Raw genomic sequence first — 15519 nt, 5'->3', positions numbered from 1 at the left:
ATCGGCATGCCGGGCGTGACGTATTCGCCGTCTTCCACATTGTCGGACAATACGACACCGGCCAGCGGGGATTTCAACGTGCCGTTGTCGAGCTGGATTTGCGCTGCCGCCAATCCTTCCTTGGCCTGCTTGACGCGCGCTCGCGCTTGATCGATAGTCTCTTTTCGCGGGCCTTCCTTTGCCAACGCGAGTTGCTCATCCGCCTGCCGGAGCATGGCCCGTGCCCGTTCGATGGATTCCTTGCGGGGGCCTTCCACAGCCAACGCCAAGCGCTCTTGCGCGACTTTCAATCGAGAGACGGCCACGTCATGTGCGGCGCGCGCCGAGTCGCGCATCTGGGCTGATACGACGTTCTTCTCAAAGAGGTTGTTGACGCGTTCGAAGTCGGCAGTGACACGGTCGGCTTCCGCTTGCGCCGCCTTCACATCGGAACGCGCGGCTTCGAGCTCTTGGGGCCGTGCGCCGGCGAGTAGCTCGTTCAACGCGGCTTGGGCCGCTTCAACGTTTGCTTCAGCCTGACGAATCTGCTCCGGACGCGTGCCAGCTTCGAGTTCCGCCAGTACAGCCTCCGCTGCTTCCACGTCGGCGGCGCGCACGCCAACCTGACGCTCCAGTTCCGAGCAGTCAAGGACGGCCACGACTTGATCCTTCTCGATGCGCTCGCCCTCGCTGACCTTGCGCGATTGCATTCGGCCGGGCATCTTGAAGCTAACTTCGGCGTCGGTTACTTCGATATTGCCGGATACCTGGATGGTGTCGCCATTCGCCGATGCATGGCCTTTTGATTCGAAATAGCAGGCACCGGCAACGGCGATGAGTAACGGTACGGCAATGAATATGATTCGAGCCTTCATGACGTTCGCCTTAATGATGAGAATGTGTATTCACAATCGGTCTTTCACTTAGACCGAATGCCTTCCAAAAACACCCGCCAAGCGCGGTCGATGTGCTTGGTTGTATCGAAACCGCCGTCGCTGAGAAACCACAGCATGGCCGTCGGTTGGAAAAGCCCCAGGAACATGACGGAAACCGTGCCTGGGTCGAGGTCTGCACGGATACTTCCCTCATGCTGGCCGTCCTTGACGATGGCGGCAATGCGGCCAAGGTACTCCATGATGGTCTCGTGAATGCGCGCCTTGCGCGCGGGGTTGCCCGTGTAGACTTGATCGGAGAACAGAATGCGCGGAAGCGCCTGAAATTGTTGAACAAACATGATATGCCGCCGCAGCAAATGTTGCAGGCGTTCCAAGGGGGCTTCATGCTCCTTGCACACAGAGTCGACCAGCCCGAACAACTGAATGCGTATCTGCATCAAGACCGCGTCCAGGATGGCCGACTTGTCCTTGAAGTGCCGGTACAGGGCAGAAGGGGCCAAGCCAACACTCATGGCGATACGTCCGATGCTAAGTGCTTTGATGCCGTGGGTATGAACGAGCATCAAGGCGGCCTCAGCGATTTGCTCTTGCCGGACTTCGGTATCTAGCTTGGTTTTTGACATGGCGCACTCAATGTGAATCTATATTCACATTATATCGTGGCATGGCTGGACTGTCAAGGACTGTATCTCATTTCATTATAAATAATTATGCAAAATTGCGGGCGCGACTTGTGTTAAGTAAGTGTATGAGTGTTCGCAAATGTCCCCTATCCCGCTAGCAGCAGGATCAAGGTCTGCGCGGCCAAGACGCGCAGAATCATGGTCAAGGGATAGACCGCTGCGTACGAGACTGTCGGCGCGTCCGACTTGTTGAAGCTGGTCGAGAAGGCGAGCGCAGGGGGGTCTGTCATGCTGCCCGCCAGCAATCCGCAGAGGGTCAGGTAGTTGGTCTTCAGAAAGAAGCGGCCCACGAGACCGACCACGAGGAGTGGTAGCAGGGTTATGGCGGCGCCCATGCCCATGAGAACGAATCCCTGTCCAGACACGAGCGATTCGACAAACTTGTCTCCGGATTTCAGGCCTACGCATGCGAGGAAGAGGACGATGCCCAATTCGCGTAGCATGAAGTTGGCGCTGCCGGGCATGAACCATACAAGGCGGCCAATTCGGCCTACGCGGCTGAGGATGATCGCGACAAGCAGCGGTCCGCCTGCGAGACCCAGGCGTACGGGCGCGGGAAGTCCCGGTACGGCGATGGGCAGACTGCCCAGCAACACACCCAGCGCGATGCCGACGAAGACCGGGATGACTTCGGGGTGGTCCAATGCCTTGGGGGAGTTGCCCAGAATCTCGCTGACCCGCTGATGGTTGGTCTCTTCACCCACAACAACGACCGTGTCGCCGTATTGAAGACGCAGGTCGGGTTCGACGGGCATTTCGACCTCAGCGCGTCGCAGGCGCGTGATGGTGACTTGGAAACGCTCGCGGAACTTGAGTTCCTGGATCGTTTTGCCAAGGACGGCTTTCTGTGTGATCAACATCTTCCGGCTGGAGATGGTGCTGGCAACCCGCGACAGGTCGACCGAAGCTTTCTGGCCCACCAAGAGACGCAGAGCGTGCAGCTTCGGCTTTGGACCGACCGCGAGCACGATATCGCCAAGGTGCAGCACGGTATCGGGATGAGCCACGGTCTGAACGTCCTTGTGTTGCACGCGCGAGATGATCGCGCCGGCTTCCTCGAACAGGCTGATATCTCCGACTCGGACACCTTCCAGATTGGGGTTTTCGACAATAAGGTTGGTCAGCTCAAGGGGGTCAACTTTGGTTGCGCGAGCCGACTCGAGCGCCTTTACTTCGTCTTGCACGTTCACGCGGAAGATTGTGCGCAGGATGAACATGGCGAGAATGATGCCCATGACGCCAAAGGGGTAGGCCACCGCGTATCCAACACCGGTCACGGCAGACCAATCCGTACCGTCGGCGGGGAGGGGGATGTCCTTCAGCGCGGCTTGCGCGGCGGCAAGGCTGGGCGTGTTGGTGACCGCGCCAGACATAGTGCCGACCGCAACGGGGATCGGAATCTTCATGTACCACGAGATGCAGACCATGGTAAGCACGCCAAGCCCAACAATGCTTGCTGCCATGATATTGAGGGGCAGCCCTTCGCGCCGCAACGACGAGGCGAAACTTGGACCGACCTGCATGCCCACGGTGTACACGAAGAGAATAAGGCCGAATTCGCGCGCAAACTCCAAGACGTGCTCGTTGATTCCAATGTGGAAGTGTCCGAATACCAGACCGGAAAAGAGAACGCCTGCCACGCCGAGTGCAATGCCCTTGAGGCGTATGCTTCCCAGCGCCAAACCACCCGCGGCTACAAGGCTCAGGATGATGACGGAGCTTGCTACGGATTCCCCTTTGAAAAGATCGGCTAGCCAAGGCATGTGTGGAAATTCTCATCATTGGCTGGAGAACACCCGAGCGAATTCCACCCTATTGTGGAGTCGGCGTTCCAGCATGTGAAGCGGCGTTCATCCGACGCGCTGTTTTGAAGTCTGAACGCGAAAGCGTTCCCCCATAAACAGAAATAGTCTACTTTACAGCCTGGCCGATTCTCAAATGGGCGGCGCATTGAACAAGGGATGCTGCGCCGCAATGGTCAAACGCTCCGCAGTTCCGATATCGATGAATTCGCCTTGAAACTGGAAACCGTAGACTGGCATTTGCCGGGTCAGCAGTGAGGGAAGCAGATCTCGCTCCATGCTGTAGGGAACTCCCGCAGGGATGAGATTGAGTACTTCGGGAGCAAGAATATAAGCACCTGCATTTACTAAGCCGGGTGCAGGCTCCGGGCATTTTTCATCGAACCGAAGCACGCGATTTGCGGTATCGACGACGACGGAACCGTAGGTCGAGGCGTCATCCATGCGGCATAACGCTATGGTGGCCGAGCGCGCGGGAGACGTCGCGTGCGCATCACGCATTAGACCAAGATCGACATCGACTAACGTGTCTCCATTGAGCAGAAGGAACGGATCGGGCAGCAAGGGCTGCGCGTGCTTTACGGCGCCCGCCGTCCCCAACGGCGCAGGTTCAACCGAGTACTCCACTTCAAGCCCGAACGCAGAGCCATTGTCGAGGTAATCGCGAACGGCATTGCTACGGTGCCCGGTCAGCATCACAACGTGCGTGAAACCTGCCTTACGTACGCGTCGCAGCAGATGCCACAGAAAGGGCTGCCCGTTAATCTCGACCAAACACTTCGGCCGATCATCTACGACCCCTTTCAAGCGCGAGGCGAGTCCTCCGGCAAGGATCGCGGCTTTCATGGTAGTCTTCACACCCATGCGTCTGGTTTGCTTTCTCCTATTCTCTATATCGGCCCAAGGAATGGGACATATGGGTCCCATGGGACCTATAAGTCCTGGCTCAGTGACCCGAGCTAAAATCTCAGACCTTTCTCCTGTCGCACTCGCCGCTCCGTCTGTGGCATAATAGCATTCAGCAAGTCTTATATGGCTTGGCTCCGTTCGGACCGAATCCTTCCCATTGTGGGGGCGACCAGGTTTCGACGGGGGTGATGAAGCATGGACTGCGTGCCGAGGTTGATCGGTTGGCCTCGTAAAAAGCCGATCACAATCTAACTGCCAACGAACCATTGGCACTCGCCGCGTAACTTAACGCGACGCGTCTTACCCTCGACTACCTGCTAGGGGGACTAAGGCGACGACAGCGGGTCTTGAGTCCGGAGTGTGGTTGAAGACTCCGGAGGAGAGTACCGACTTCACCTAGCGGCCTTGCGCAGCGCGCCTGACGCGGCGCACGGTGGCGAATCCTAATTAAAAGGCTACGCACGTAGACGTTTATGTCGATGCACTCTCGGACGCGGGTTCGATTCCCGCCGCCTCCACCATCCTTCGCTCGACTCGAAGGAGAGTGAAGAATGGTGCCCTACGAAGCATTGGCGAAGGAGGGCTAATCACGTTCGCCAGCGAGCTTCGGATGGCAAGCCGAGTTGTCTCGAGCAGTCTAAACCGATCTGTTCGGACTACTTAGGCAATGGAAACGCGTTCGGCAAGCGAGTGGGCGAATCAATGACCTATGTCTACTTACTCATAAGCGAATCCCACCCAAAGCAGCGTCACATCGGCCTCACCGATGACCTGAAACAACGCATCCACGGTCATAACGCGGGACCCTCTCCGCACACCTCGAAGTTTTGTCCATGGAAGTTGGTAACATACGTAGCATTCTCGGAAAAACAGAACGCGGTCGGTTTTGAGCGTTACCTGAAATCCAGTTCTGGGAACGCTTTTGCGAATAAACGGCTGTGGTAGACAAAGAGGAAGAGAAAAGTCGTTTACTAATGCCAATTCGCAATTAACCGGTTGACGCACTCATTTTCGCGGAGGCCGAACGGGAGCACTATACTGTAACATCGTTCCCTGTAGCGTAGAGCGTGATGAGTGCTGAGGCAAAATCAATCCGTCTTGTATCAGTGGCTTGCGCTGTAGACCGCTGGGGCTAAAAAGCTTGCAGACGTGGCCCGCCGGAGGCGGGTAAAGTTCGACTTGTGCGCCTCTGGCGCATTCCCGCCGCCTCCACCATTAAGTCATTTATTTACAATAACGTATGTGATTTGCGGCATCAGGACTATACCCGCCGCCATCAAGACTTTGCATGGTTCCTTAGAGGTTCTACAGCAAGAACTCACACTTACCGAAGATTGTGGCGTCGAACCCCGTTGCACGTGAACCGCACATTCCATTTCGATTCGTGAACGGAATCCTCCCATACGCGGTGCTGTACAACTCAACCACCGCCTGCCGCATTTCCTGACCGACACAGACAGATCGAACGGGACCTTGTGTTTTGACCATCCTTCCCATAGGATTTGCTCCGCTGTACCTGCACAAACCGGTGGCAGTCGTTTAACCCGCAGTCGTGGATGTTGATCATGGGCCAGGACCATATCTCAATTGCGGTCATTCCACTCCGAAACACCGCCAAGCAAGATGATTTCGACTACTTTGTGACTGGATTCACGGAGGATCTGATCGGCGAACTTACCCGGTTTCAGGCGTTTCGGGTCGTGGCCAGCCAGAGTATTACGGCATTGATCGGAAGTGGACGCATGGTGGAAGAAGTCGCGCGCGAGTGGGGCTTGGACTACCTCATTCATGGGAGCGTACGGCGAGACGTATCCGCGATTCGGGTTAGCGTTCAGCTCGTTCAGGCCGATTCATCCCACGTGGTCTGGGCGCGCCGCTTCGATTTCCCGCTGGAAGAAGTTTTCGCGGTTCAAGATGAGATCATCGCGACCATCGCCAGCACGCTGTCGGTTCAAATCGATGAGAGCCATCTGAATCGTGCGAAGCAGCGTACCGGCGACGATCTCGCCGCATACGACTACTATTTGCGCGGCATGGAGTGCCTGCGGCGCGGGACGCTGGACGGAGACGAAGAATCGCGCCCGCTATTCGAAGCGGCGTTGGAAACCGAACCCCGCTTCTCGCGCGCCTACGCCGGCCTCTCGCTTTCGTATTTTAACGAATGGTCGTGCCAGGCATGGCATTTGTTTAACGAGAACGAGAAGAATGCGTTTGTTTACGCGGCCAAGGCCGTGGAACTGGACGACACGGATGCGATGGTACACGCAGTTCTCGCGCGCGTGCATCGGTATCGACACGAGCACGACCGCGCCGACCACCATGCGGCCCGTGCATTGAGTCTGAATCCGAATGACGCGAACGTGCTGATTCAGATAGCGCTCGCCAAACTCTTTGGCGGCGAGTTTGTGGAAGCGGCAGAGCTCGCCCGGAAGGCGATTCGCTCGAATCCGCTCCACGGCGGCTGGTACCAGGGTATTGTCGGGTGGAGCCTCTTTATGGATCGATCCTACGCAGAGGCCTACCCCCTGTTGCAGGCAGCCGGCGACTACGTCGTCAATTTCGGCGCCTATCGTGCCGCGTGTTGCGCTATGGCTAACGATGCCGAAGGTGCGCAACGCGCCTACGACCATTTTCAACGTGTGTACTGCTGGAGAATTGCGTTTGGCCGCGAGCCGGATCTCGGAGAAGCCATTCGCTGGGCCATTCAGGTTGAGCCGTTTCGCAACCGAGACGATGCAGGGCATATGCCGGGCATTCTGCGGCGTACGGGGCTCATCGACTTCGACGTCCGGAAAGCCGTAACCACCAGGGAGCCCCAAGCCGCCCGCCCCGCGGATACCGCCCAATCACCGGGTAACCGTTTCGTAAACGACGGGGCAATTTGGACACTTGCATACGAGGGAAAAGGCGCGCAGTTGGTGGAACTGAAGGGGTTTCACGATATCGCGCAACTTCTGAAGTGTCCGGGCGAATCGATTCACAGCCTGGAACTGTCCGGCGGGATGCGCACAGAAATCAGTGAGCAAGAAGTGATCGACGATCAGGCGCGAATCGAATACCGAAATCGAATTTTCGAATTGCAGGCCTTATTGGACAAAACCGATGGCGGTGCGGATTCCGTGCGCCGGAAAGCGCTTGAACAGGAACTGCAGGTGTTAACGGAAGAACTCGCCAAAGCAACCGGGCTGCGCGGACGAACTCGCCTGATGAGCAGTTCCGGTGAGCGTGCCCGAACCGCGGTTACTTGGCGTATCCGCAGCGCTATCAGGAAGATACAAGTCGCCCACCCCCGATTGGGACAGCACCTCGCCAACTCCATCCGCACCGGCACATTCTGCGCTTATGTGCCCGAAGTCGCCACGGATTGGGAGGTGTGAGGCGTCCGCCTCACATCGTAAGGGCAGTCCTCACGCCTTTTAGAGTGACGGCCATAACGGTCGGGATACCTGCAATAAGGCAGATATTGGACCGCGGGCAGACGCCCCGCCAGATTAAGGAGACACACAATGCCACTCGCGAACATCAAGGTCATCGAAGGCGTGTTTAGCGTCGCAGAGAAGCAGCAGATCATCGAGTCGGTCACGGATGCCCTGGTCGCCGTGGAGGGCGAGACGCTGCGTGATAAGACGGTGGTCATCATCGAGGAAACCAAGAGCGGCGATTGGGGATTCGGTGGTCATTCGCTGACCACCAGAGCCGTCCGCGAACTTCGTAATGGGGCCGCCGTTCGTTAGCCGCTGCCCAAGTGCGCGCGTCCCGCGGGGTTGTCTGCGCCCCGCGGGCGCACGTTTCCGACCCGATAACCAACACACGAGAAAGAAACAACACATGAAGGGCAAGCGGTGAAACAACTCCGCCCACGCTTAAATCCCCGTAGCCAATGAGTCAGAAGGTTGGTATGTAGTGTGAGATCTCGGTCGATACGGTCCGAAGCCAAAGCTTGGCTGGATTTGCGTTCTACGGGGGGGCGAAGCTCTCCTAGCCGGGTGGAAATTGCTTAGGTTGCGCGATGATTGCAGACGAAAGCAGATCGCTGAATTGGCGCGGATTGACTGGTTGTGGCGGTGTCGGGCACGTACTGCCATACGTGCTTGTCATTCCAGGGGCCTCTAACTCGACCGTAATTCGAAATCCAAGTCTGCCTGCTTGGGACTATTAGCTCGTGGCTCAGCGGTATTTTGCGCACTTTCCTGCCCAGCGACGGACAAGTCTGAACATTGCCTAACCGAGTTTTGGACAGGTCTGGGCAACCGGGTCCATTGCACATAAATTGCACAGTTTTGCTGTAAGGAAGTGTCACGGTTCTACTCGGGAAGTGCGTGAACAGTGTCGATTAGGTCTTTAAAAGCTGATTCGGGCATGTGGTTTGCGTATGCTATCCGTGCGAGAAGTGTTGCAATAGTGCCGGTTTCCCGAGATGGTTCGATTCCCTCCGCCTCCACCAGGAACTCATTCTTTCAGCAAGTGTTTGTGTAAATGGTGGCGTCAGGCATAACACCGCCACCATCAGTAGACTATGGCGATTGTATGCGCTTCTTCAGGACCGCATGCCCAATCTTCACGTTCGAAATGCGTTGCGAAATTCTCGATGTTGCGCCTTGTCCTCGTATCTATCATCCAAGCTGAGCAAATCCTCATCGGTATATGCAGAGCGAACCCGTTGCACCATCACCCGTCGCGCCGTTTCGTCTACGCCATAATCGATCCGCCACGTGCGGTACGCGATTTCCCACTGTGTACCCGCTATCGGCCGGATGCGCTTGCGCTGTTGGTCGAAGGGGAGTTCGCGGAGTTGTTGACGGAGGAATGCGCGGATTGCCTTTACCCCGGCCCGTTCCAGCCAAGCGAGTTGCTGATCGGCTTCCAGGGCAAAGCATACTTCCCACAGGTCCTCGGCTACGTCCTCGACCCAGCCGCACTTCGCTTCGGGAAAGCTGTCGGCATAGGGAAGGTAGGGCTTTATGTCAAGTATGGGCGTACCGTCGAGGAGGTCGTGGGGACCGACATTCACGATCAGGCCTTGGATTGAGATCAGTTCCACGCAGGAGAGGCCAATTGGGTTGGGGCGGTATGGCGCGCGGCTGGCAAACACGCCCACTTTGCGCGAGGCTCGCGGTGGCTGGACCATGGGCTTCCAATTCTGGTTGAGGTGAAAGACGTAGATTAGCCAGATATGCGAGAAGCCTCCGAGGTTCTGCAAGGCTTGCTCGTAGTTGTGGCCTTTCTCAAACACGATATTGCCGCCGTTTGATTCTGCGATAGGCGACTGGCGCGCGGCGTCGTAGGGGTACCGTGCCTCGCAGTGGAATGTACCAATGGGCTCAAGATGCATGGGATGCCTTTCGTGACCAAGTAACCGGGGACATTCTACGACCAGGCTCTCGAGTTCGCGCGTGTTCAATTCTTCCGTTCCATTAGTCCCAGTTCATCGCGTGAGTATCCACCCAGCCCCTCGGATTCTCTTCAAGGGAATGATGCACCAACTCGTAATCCTGCTTCATTTTCGACCGGTTGGTTTCAGCAGACGTGGCTAGAGCATGCCACGTAGATTCGGGTGAGTTCATCGAGCGAGCAAGGCGTTGATGGATCCTTAACGACGTAGGACTACATGCGTAGCTTTCTCCGACCCTGCAAATTCAACGCATTCGTATCCCAGAGCCCGTAAGTTAACGCCATCGAATAGTCGCTCTCCAGAACCGAGCAGGATGGGTGAGATGGCAATGTGCAGCTCATCGATGAGACCCTCACGAAGGTACTGCTGGATTGTGTTGGCCCCACCGCCAATCCGCACGTCTCTTCCTGCGGCCGCTTCTCGCGCCCGATCGAGCGCTTCATGAATGCCGCCCGTGATGAAGTGAAACGTCGTGTTGCCTTCCATTTCGATGGGTGGACGCGCATGATGGGTCAAGACGAAGACTGGAACGTGATACGGCGGGTTGTCTCCCCACCAGCCTTTCCAGTTCATGTCCGGCCAGGGGCCGCGAATGGGTCCGAACATGTTCCTTCCGAGAATCCATGCCCCAACATTGCGGAAGCCACGCTCGGCGAAGTCATTGTCAATCCCTGTCGTGCCGCTGGTCTTGCCAAAAAGTGCCCGCTGGAACGTGTATGTGGGGATTGCCCACTGGTGCAAATCTGTCCCGCCAACACCAAGCGGATTGCTGATATCTTGATGCGGACCCGCTCCGTATCCGTCGAGCGAGATGGTGAAGCTCTCAACGCGAACTCGTGTCATATTCTGTCCTTTGTTTGCATTGACGCTTGACGTCTGATTTGCACCGCGCCACGAAGCGGCTTGGGTTTGATTGATTCGCTTGCGCGTATTGTCATCCTCGCATCACCACACTCCCTTCGCCATTCTTTCTCGACGGGCCAACTCCTTCTCGCTCGGTTCGGTACTCGGGTATGAGCTGGGTTGGAAATCGCCGCATGGTTCATAGGTACTCATGACAACGCCCGTAGCGGAAACACGAGAGCGAACGAGCCGCAAGGCGGTGGGCTTGGTGCTCTCACTGAAGAGACGCTTACCCCGCCCGAGCACCACGGGAAAAGTCCACACGTGGTACTCGTCTATCAGTGACGCGGCCTGGAGCGTTTGGACCAGATTACCGCTGCCGATCATCTGCAGGTCGAGGCCTGGTTGGGCCTTGAGAGTTTTGATCGCCGAAACGACATCGCCGTGGATCAACGTCGAGTTGGCCCAGTCGAGCTTTGTCAGTGTGCGCGAGGCAACGTACTTTTTCGCTTCATTGAGCGTTTTCGCAATCGGTTGGTCGGCAGGCTGATACGGCCAGTACGCCTCGAATATCTCGTAGGTCCTGCGCCCCAGCACCAAATCGCGATTTCCGCCGTCGAAGCCTGCATCTGAGATATCCACGCCCTCGTCCCAGAAGTCGAATACCCAACCACCATGAGTGAAACCGCCCGTGGGGTCTTCTTCCGGTCCGCCTGGTGCTTGGATGATGCCGTCAAGCGTCGCGAACATAGATGCGATGAGTTTTCTCATGGAAACCAATTCCTTCGTAGAATGCGCTTGGGGTGACAGTTGCTATCACGACGGTAAGTACTTGCCAAACGTGGCCAGAAATCTCAGACTTATGATGCGAATGCAGCAACGCAGCAGCTAATGACCGTCAGAATGTTAGCATTTTGACCCTTCAAGACCGTAATCGTCTCGAACCCTGCCGTAGACCAAGTGACAAGCACTTTTCTTTTGGTGCATGGCGGGGATAGTCTATTGCTTACCATTGCATAGGCATTCACCTCGTTGGCCGGAGAAAGGAAGAACGTATGCGCACGCTTCGATACATGCTTTGTGCCGTTGTGGTCACGGCAATTCTGGCGGTGAGCCAAACCACATTTCTCGCGTCGGCAGCGGAGAAGGAGGAAGGTTGGACGCCGCTCATCAAGGGTGACAGTCTTGATGGTTGGACGACACATGGCAGTGCCAAGTGGCGAATCGAGAAGGGCGTTATCATTGGGCAGTCACCGGGAGGGCAGGGACACTTGTACGCGGAACCGGTGCTTACGGACCTTGAGGTCAAGGGCACGTTTCGTATCACGAGCCAAGGGAAGACAGCGAACAGCGGACTTTACTTCCGCGCCAATCCACCTGAGGACAAGCCTGATGATTTCCCGCGCGGTTATGAAGCGCAGATCTGCAATGACACGGATGCGTTTACAGGGTGGCTGTGGAAACCCGGCACGCCGACAGGTAAAGCATCCAAGCTTCTCGCCAAAGATGGCGAATGGTTCACCATGCGCGTGAAGGCCGTCGGCGATCACATCACGATTTGGGTGAATGACGAGCAGGTGACCGACTGGAAAGACAGCGAGTACAAAACCGGTCACATTGCGTTGCAGTGCCACAACGATCAGATGACCGTCGAAGCGAAGGATCTCTTCTATCGCGATTTAGGCAAGAAGTGACCCTTCTTTTCGAAGACGGTCAGTCATGCAGCCCTTTGCCTTTAAGGATCTGAGGCATGCATTTTGCCACACGCGATTCTCGGGTCTTGGATTGTTTGGGTGCGGAGAAATGGAGGAGGTAGGCGCGTTGGCGTCCCGGGGTTAAGGCGTTGAAGGCGTTTTTCAGGGCGGGCACCTCGTCGAGTTTGTTCTGAAATTCCACGGGAATGGCGAAGTCGGCGGTCTTTTTGTAGTCGATCTTCAAGCCCGCTCTTTCGATTTCGATGGCTTCGAGAATGTAGGCCTTCAGCGTGGATGCCATCTTGGTTACCTCGCGGACATCGGTGAATCGCATCTGGCGCGCGGCTTGCACGTTTTCCGTTTGCCGGACCAGTATTTTCTTGGCGTCCTTTAACAGAGCCCCCTTGAAGAAGTCGAGCGAACAGTATTCTCTGAATGCGTGCATCAAGAGGATGTTGCGATTCTGAAACGTGTAACACGGGACTCCCCACTTCGACTCTTCGGTGAGGCCGCAGGCGAGGACTATCGCTCTCAATTCGGCGAGTTCCTTGGCCCACGTGTTGACGCTGCATTCCGGCGTGCCTCCTCTCGGGCAGCGACCGCAGCCATCGGTGAAGTAAGTGTCGGCGTGTCGATTCATGCGCAGATTTTCTCCCGTTGAACAGATCGGTTCGAGCAATACTATCAAACCGAGTTTCGCGTGTGTGGTCACCTTTCCATTAAACGCCCCTGGCTTCACACCCATTCCTGATTGATGCGTGCGTGTGTCACCGGCGTTGCATGTGGGCCGGAAAATTGAGAGCATGTAGGCCATGTGCCGTCACGGGACGGCAAAAGGAGAAGACATGAGACGCACCCCTATCCAGACAGTAGTAGTTGCGGCGATCGCGTGCCTGATTGTTGTTCAGGCGGGCCATGCCGGCATTGAATCGTTGGTAGTCCCGTACACGGCGATTGAGGATGTCGTGTACGGTCAGAAGGAAGGCATGGGACTGACCATGGACGTGTTGAAGCCGGAAAAGAACGGCAACGGTCTGGGTATTGTCCTGATATCGAGTGGCAGTTGGAAGTCAAGCAAATCGAACATCCCGGAGGAAGTCGCCGAGATGCGCGCGGACCATTGGGCGATGGGTCTGTTGCAGGGCGGATTCACGACATTCATCGTGCGTCATGGAAGCGGCCCGCGATTTACGGTGCCGGAGATGATTGAAGACATCCGCCGTTCGGTTCGATTCATTCGCATGAAAGCGTCGGACTACGGCATCGATCCGAATCATATCGGCATCACGAGCGGGTCTTCGGGCGGGCACCTCGCATTGATGGTGGGCCTAACCGGCGACGACGGCAAACCCGATTCGAAGGATCCCGTCGAGCGCGTGAGCAGCCGCACGCAGGCAATTGTGGCGTGGTTTCCGCCGACAGATCTCATCAATTGGGGTGGGCCGGACGGATACAAGATGATCGAGACGATACGGCCCAACCTGTTTAAGGAAATTTTCGGTACGATCACGGATTTGCCTGCACAACTGAAATCCATCTCGCCGATCTACTTTGTTACGCCGGACGATCCGCCCCTTCTACTGATTCACGGCGACAAGGATGCGACGGTGCCGGTCCAGCAGTCGGAGATTCTGAAGGCGAAGTACGAAGAGACGGGGCTGAAGGTCAAACTCATCGTCCAGCCGGGCGGCCCGCATACCTATTGGGACGGTATCGAAAAGGATTACGTGGACGTGTGCAAGTGGTTTACGGATTCTGCCACTGTAGGGGGAGCTGTCCCTACGTCGTAGTCGGAGACCTTCGGCGCTAAGAGAGTGTCAGGGTCGGGAGGCCCTGACACAACGTGGGGACGGGAGACCTTGACACAACACGGGGGCTTCGGGCGCGAGAGCGGTAAGAGTAACCATGATATTTAGAAGAACCATCGTTGTGTTCGTCGCATGTGCCGTCGCTTCTGCTGCAATTGCCGCGGTGCCGAACATCCACGATGACGCTCACGTGTTCCTGGTAGGTGAACGGGTACAAGTGTCTGTGCTCGCGAAACCGCCCAATCCAATAAACAAGGCGCAGGCCCTGAACGAGCGGTTGGAATTGCAGGCTGTGGCGACTGTATTCGAAGGACGCGCGGATTTTGGCGCGTTGCCGGTGGGCTGGTATCGCGTGGAGTTCTTGCGAAGCGACGACACGGTGGCTGGCTTTACGACTGCGGCGGTTTTGGAACCCTTGGCGGCGGCGCCGCCGGACGATACGCCCATCGCGTTGGATATTGCGCTGGCGTGGCTGGGGGCGAAAGACGAGAGCGATTGGGCGCTCTACGCGCAGCTTGCACGGCTCGCGGGCGTGCGCTGGGTTCGCGACCGGATTCATTGGCGCGAGGTTCAACAGGAAGATGGTTCCTTCGTCGAGCACACAAAGTACGATGACAGCGCGGATATTCAGGCTGCGGAAGGGCTTCGGATTTTGCAGGTGTTCCACACGCGCCCGAAATGGGCGCTTGCTCCGGATTCGAATCCCGAGCGGCCGCGAATAGATTTGCTCAAGTTGTATTCGTTCTGCAAAGGGATGGCAGAGCGTTTTCACGGACGCGTTGGGGCTTGGGAACCGTGGAACGAGGGGAACGCGGGCAACTTCGGCGGCTATACGCTGGACGAATTGTGCACGATTCAGAAGGCGTCGTACCTGGGCTTCAAGGCGGGCGATCCGAACCTAACGGTGTGTTGGAATCCGCTGGGCGGGATCAATATCGAATCGCAGACGCGCGTCGTTCTGCGAAACGAGACGTGGCCGTATTACGACGTGTACAGCATTCACTCCTACGATTGGCCGCATGGGTATGAGCAGTATTGGGCGCACGCGCGAGAAGCGGCATGCGGCAAGCCACTGTGGGTGACGGAGTGTGACCGGGGCATGCAGGCGGATCCTGCGTCCGAATCGGGCGACTTCACTCCGGAGAACGACCGGCGCAAAGGGGAATTGATCGCGCAGTCGTACGTGCGCAGCCTGTTCTCCGGATCGAGTCTGCACTTTCACTTTATCCTTGGCCATTACATGGAAGGCGAGAACCGCACTCAGTTTGGGTTGCTGCGGGCCGACCACACGCCGAGGCCGGGGTATGTGGCGCTGGCGGCGCTGGGACGTCTGCTGGCGGGCGGTGTGTGTTTGGGACGGCACGAGGTTGACAGGCAACCGAACGTGCACGTATATGCGTTTCGTGCGAAGCCGCAAGGACAGCCGAAGGACGTCGTCGTGGCGTGGACGGAGCGCGAAGCCGATTGGCCCGAACGCGGGAAAGAGCGCGCAGCGTGGCCGATTGCGGAATCG

Annotated in this window: 14 protein-coding genes and 1 other RNA gene; 7 read left to right on the top strand and 8 right to left on the bottom strand. The window is 57.0% G+C overall.

All coding sequences use genetic code 11. The features are described 5' to 3' along the window. The 4 genes from K1Y02_19530 to K1Y02_19515 all read right to left on the bottom strand — a co-directional run. Nucleotides 1–854: hypothetical protein (locus K1Y02_19530; GenBank protein ID MBX7258561.1), on the bottom strand; the 854-nt coding region annotated here is incomplete at its 3' end. A gap of 44 nt (nt 855–898) precedes the next feature. After that, complete coding sequence (locus tag K1Y02_19525; GenBank protein MBX7258560.1) at nt 899–1498, bottom strand: TetR/AcrR family transcriptional regulator; 600 nt, start codon at nt 1496–1498, stop codon at nt 899–901. Nucleotides 1499–1644: 146 nt separating this feature from the next. Beyond that, on the bottom strand, nt 1645–3321 hold the full coding sequence (locus K1Y02_19520) for a putative transporter (protein ID MBX7258559.1): 1677 nt from the start codon (nt 3319–3321) through the stop codon (nt 1645–1647). 171 nt (nt 3322–3492) lie between these two features. Further along, entirely contained in the window at nt 3493–4206 is a 714-nt protein-coding gene (locus K1Y02_19515; protein MBX7258558.1) for an NTP transferase domain-containing protein, read from the bottom strand. A 224-nt stretch (nt 4207–4430) separates the two neighbouring features. On the opposite strand from K1Y02_19515, the gene ssrA reads away from it, so the two are divergent. The 4 genes from ssrA (at nt 4431) to K1Y02_19495 (ending at nt 8003) form a co-directional block, all read left to right on the top strand. Next, nucleotides 4431–4790: a transfer-messenger RNA gene (gene ssrA / locus K1Y02_19510) on the top strand. A 181-nt stretch (nt 4791–4971) separates the two neighbouring features. Continuing rightward, a complete protein-coding gene (locus K1Y02_19505) occupies nt 4972–5214 on the top strand; it encodes a GIY-YIG nuclease family protein (GenBank protein MBX7258557.1) in 243 nt (80 codons plus the stop codon). Between the two features lie 620 nt (nt 5215–5834). Beyond that, entirely contained in the window at nt 5835–7646 is a 1812-nt protein-coding gene (locus K1Y02_19500) for a hypothetical protein (GenBank protein ID MBX7258556.1), read from the top strand. A 129-nt stretch (nt 7647–7775) separates the two neighbouring features. Then, the gene (locus K1Y02_19495; GenBank protein ID MBX7258555.1) at nt 7776–8003 is read left to right on the top strand and encodes a 4-oxalocrotonate tautomerase family protein; all 228 of its coding nucleotides are present in this window, start codon (nt 7776–7778) and stop codon (nt 8001–8003) included. A gap of 824 nt (nt 8004–8827) precedes the next feature. Here the strand turns inward: K1Y02_19495 and tsaA are convergent. The 3 genes from tsaA to K1Y02_19480 form a co-directional block, all read right to left on the bottom strand. Beyond that, nucleotides 8828–9601, bottom strand: a complete 774-nt coding sequence (gene tsaA / locus K1Y02_19490) for a tRNA (N6-threonylcarbamoyladenosine(37)-N6)-methyltransferase TrmO (GenBank protein MBX7258554.1) — start codon at nt 9599–9601, stop codon at nt 8828–8830. Nucleotides 9602–9859: 258 nt separating this feature from the next. Beyond that, the gene (locus tag K1Y02_19485) at nt 9860–10504 is read right to left on the bottom strand and encodes a dihydrofolate reductase family protein (GenBank protein MBX7258553.1); all 645 of its coding nucleotides are present in this window, start codon (nt 10502–10504) and stop codon (nt 9860–9862) included. 102 nt (nt 10505–10606) lie between these two features. Beyond that, nucleotides 10607–11275, bottom strand: coding sequence for a dihydrofolate reductase family protein (locus tag K1Y02_19480; protein MBX7258552.1), 669 nt, complete (start codon nt 11273–11275; stop codon nt 10607–10609). 284 nt (nt 11276–11559) lie between these two features. On the opposite strand from K1Y02_19480, the gene K1Y02_19475 reads away from it, so the two are divergent. Beyond that, entirely contained in the window at nt 11560–12198 is a 639-nt protein-coding gene (locus tag K1Y02_19475) for a DUF1080 domain-containing protein (GenBank protein ID MBX7258551.1), read from the top strand. 19 nt (nt 12199–12217) lie between these two features. Here the strand turns inward: K1Y02_19475 and K1Y02_19470 are convergent, their stop codons facing one another. After that, the gene (locus K1Y02_19470; protein MBX7258550.1) at nt 12218–12838 is read right to left on the bottom strand and encodes a YdeI/OmpD-associated family protein; all 621 of its coding nucleotides are present in this window, start codon (nt 12836–12838) and stop codon (nt 12218–12220) included. Between the two features lie 205 nt (nt 12839–13043). On the opposite strand from K1Y02_19470, the gene K1Y02_19465 reads away from it, so the two are divergent. Both K1Y02_19465 and K1Y02_19460 read left to right on the top strand, forming a co-directional pair. Continuing rightward, complete coding sequence (locus tag K1Y02_19465; GenBank protein ID MBX7258549.1) at nt 13044–13988, top strand: alpha/beta hydrolase; 945 nt, start codon at nt 13044–13046, stop codon at nt 13986–13988. A 115-nt stretch (nt 13989–14103) separates the two neighbouring features. Next, a partial coding sequence (locus K1Y02_19460) for a hypothetical protein (GenBank protein ID MBX7258548.1) occupies nt 14104–15519 on the top strand: 1416 nt, incomplete at its 3' end.

The sequence above is a fragment of the Candidatus Hydrogenedentota bacterium genome, assembly GCA_019695095.1.
Lineage (GTDB): Bacteria > Hydrogenedentota > Hydrogenedentia > Hydrogenedentales > SLHB01 > JAIBAQ01.
The sequence above is the reverse complement of the archived record's forward strand: the minus strand, read 5'-3'. Positions and strand labels throughout refer to the sequence as shown.

Coding starts and splice junctions, on each gene's coding strand:
- K1Y02_19485 (MBX7258553.1), bottom strand. CDS start 10,504: ATGACACGAGTTCGCGTTGAGAGCTTCACCATCTCGCTCGACGGATAC.
- K1Y02_19480 (MBX7258552.1), bottom strand. CDS start 11,275: ATGAGAAAACTCATCGCATCTATGTTCGCGACGCTTGACGGCATCATC.
- tsaA (MBX7258554.1), bottom strand. CDS start 9,601: ATGCATCTTGAGCCCATTGGTACATTCCACTGCGAGGCACGGTACCCC.
- K1Y02_19515 (MBX7258558.1), bottom strand. CDS start 4,206: ATGAAAGCCGCGATCCTTGCCGGAGGACTCGCCTCGCGCTTGAAAGGG.
- K1Y02_19470 (MBX7258550.1), bottom strand. CDS start 12,838: ATGAATCGACACGCCGACACTTACTTCACCGATGGCTGCGGTCGCTGC.
- K1Y02_19525 (MBX7258560.1), bottom strand. CDS start 1,498: ATGTCAAAAACCAAGCTAGATACCGAAGTCCGGCAAGAGCAAATCGCT.
- K1Y02_19505 (MBX7258557.1), top strand. CDS start 4,972: ATGACCTATGTCTACTTACTCATAAGCGAATCCCACCCAAAGCAGCGT.
- K1Y02_19520 (MBX7258559.1), bottom strand. CDS start 3,321: ATGCCTTGGCTAGCCGATCTTTTCAAAGGGGAATCCGTAGCAAGCTCC.
- K1Y02_19495 (MBX7258555.1), top strand. CDS start 7,776: ATGCCACTCGCGAACATCAAGGTCATCGAAGGCGTGTTTAGCGTCGCA.
- K1Y02_19500 (MBX7258556.1), top strand. CDS start 5,835: ATGGGCCAGGACCATATCTCAATTGCGGTCATTCCACTCCGAAACACC.
- K1Y02_19475 (MBX7258551.1), top strand. CDS start 11,560: ATGCGCACGCTTCGATACATGCTTTGTGCCGTTGTGGTCACGGCAATT.
- K1Y02_19465 (MBX7258549.1), top strand. CDS start 13,044: ATGAGACGCACCCCTATCCAGACAGTAGTAGTTGCGGCGATCGCGTGC.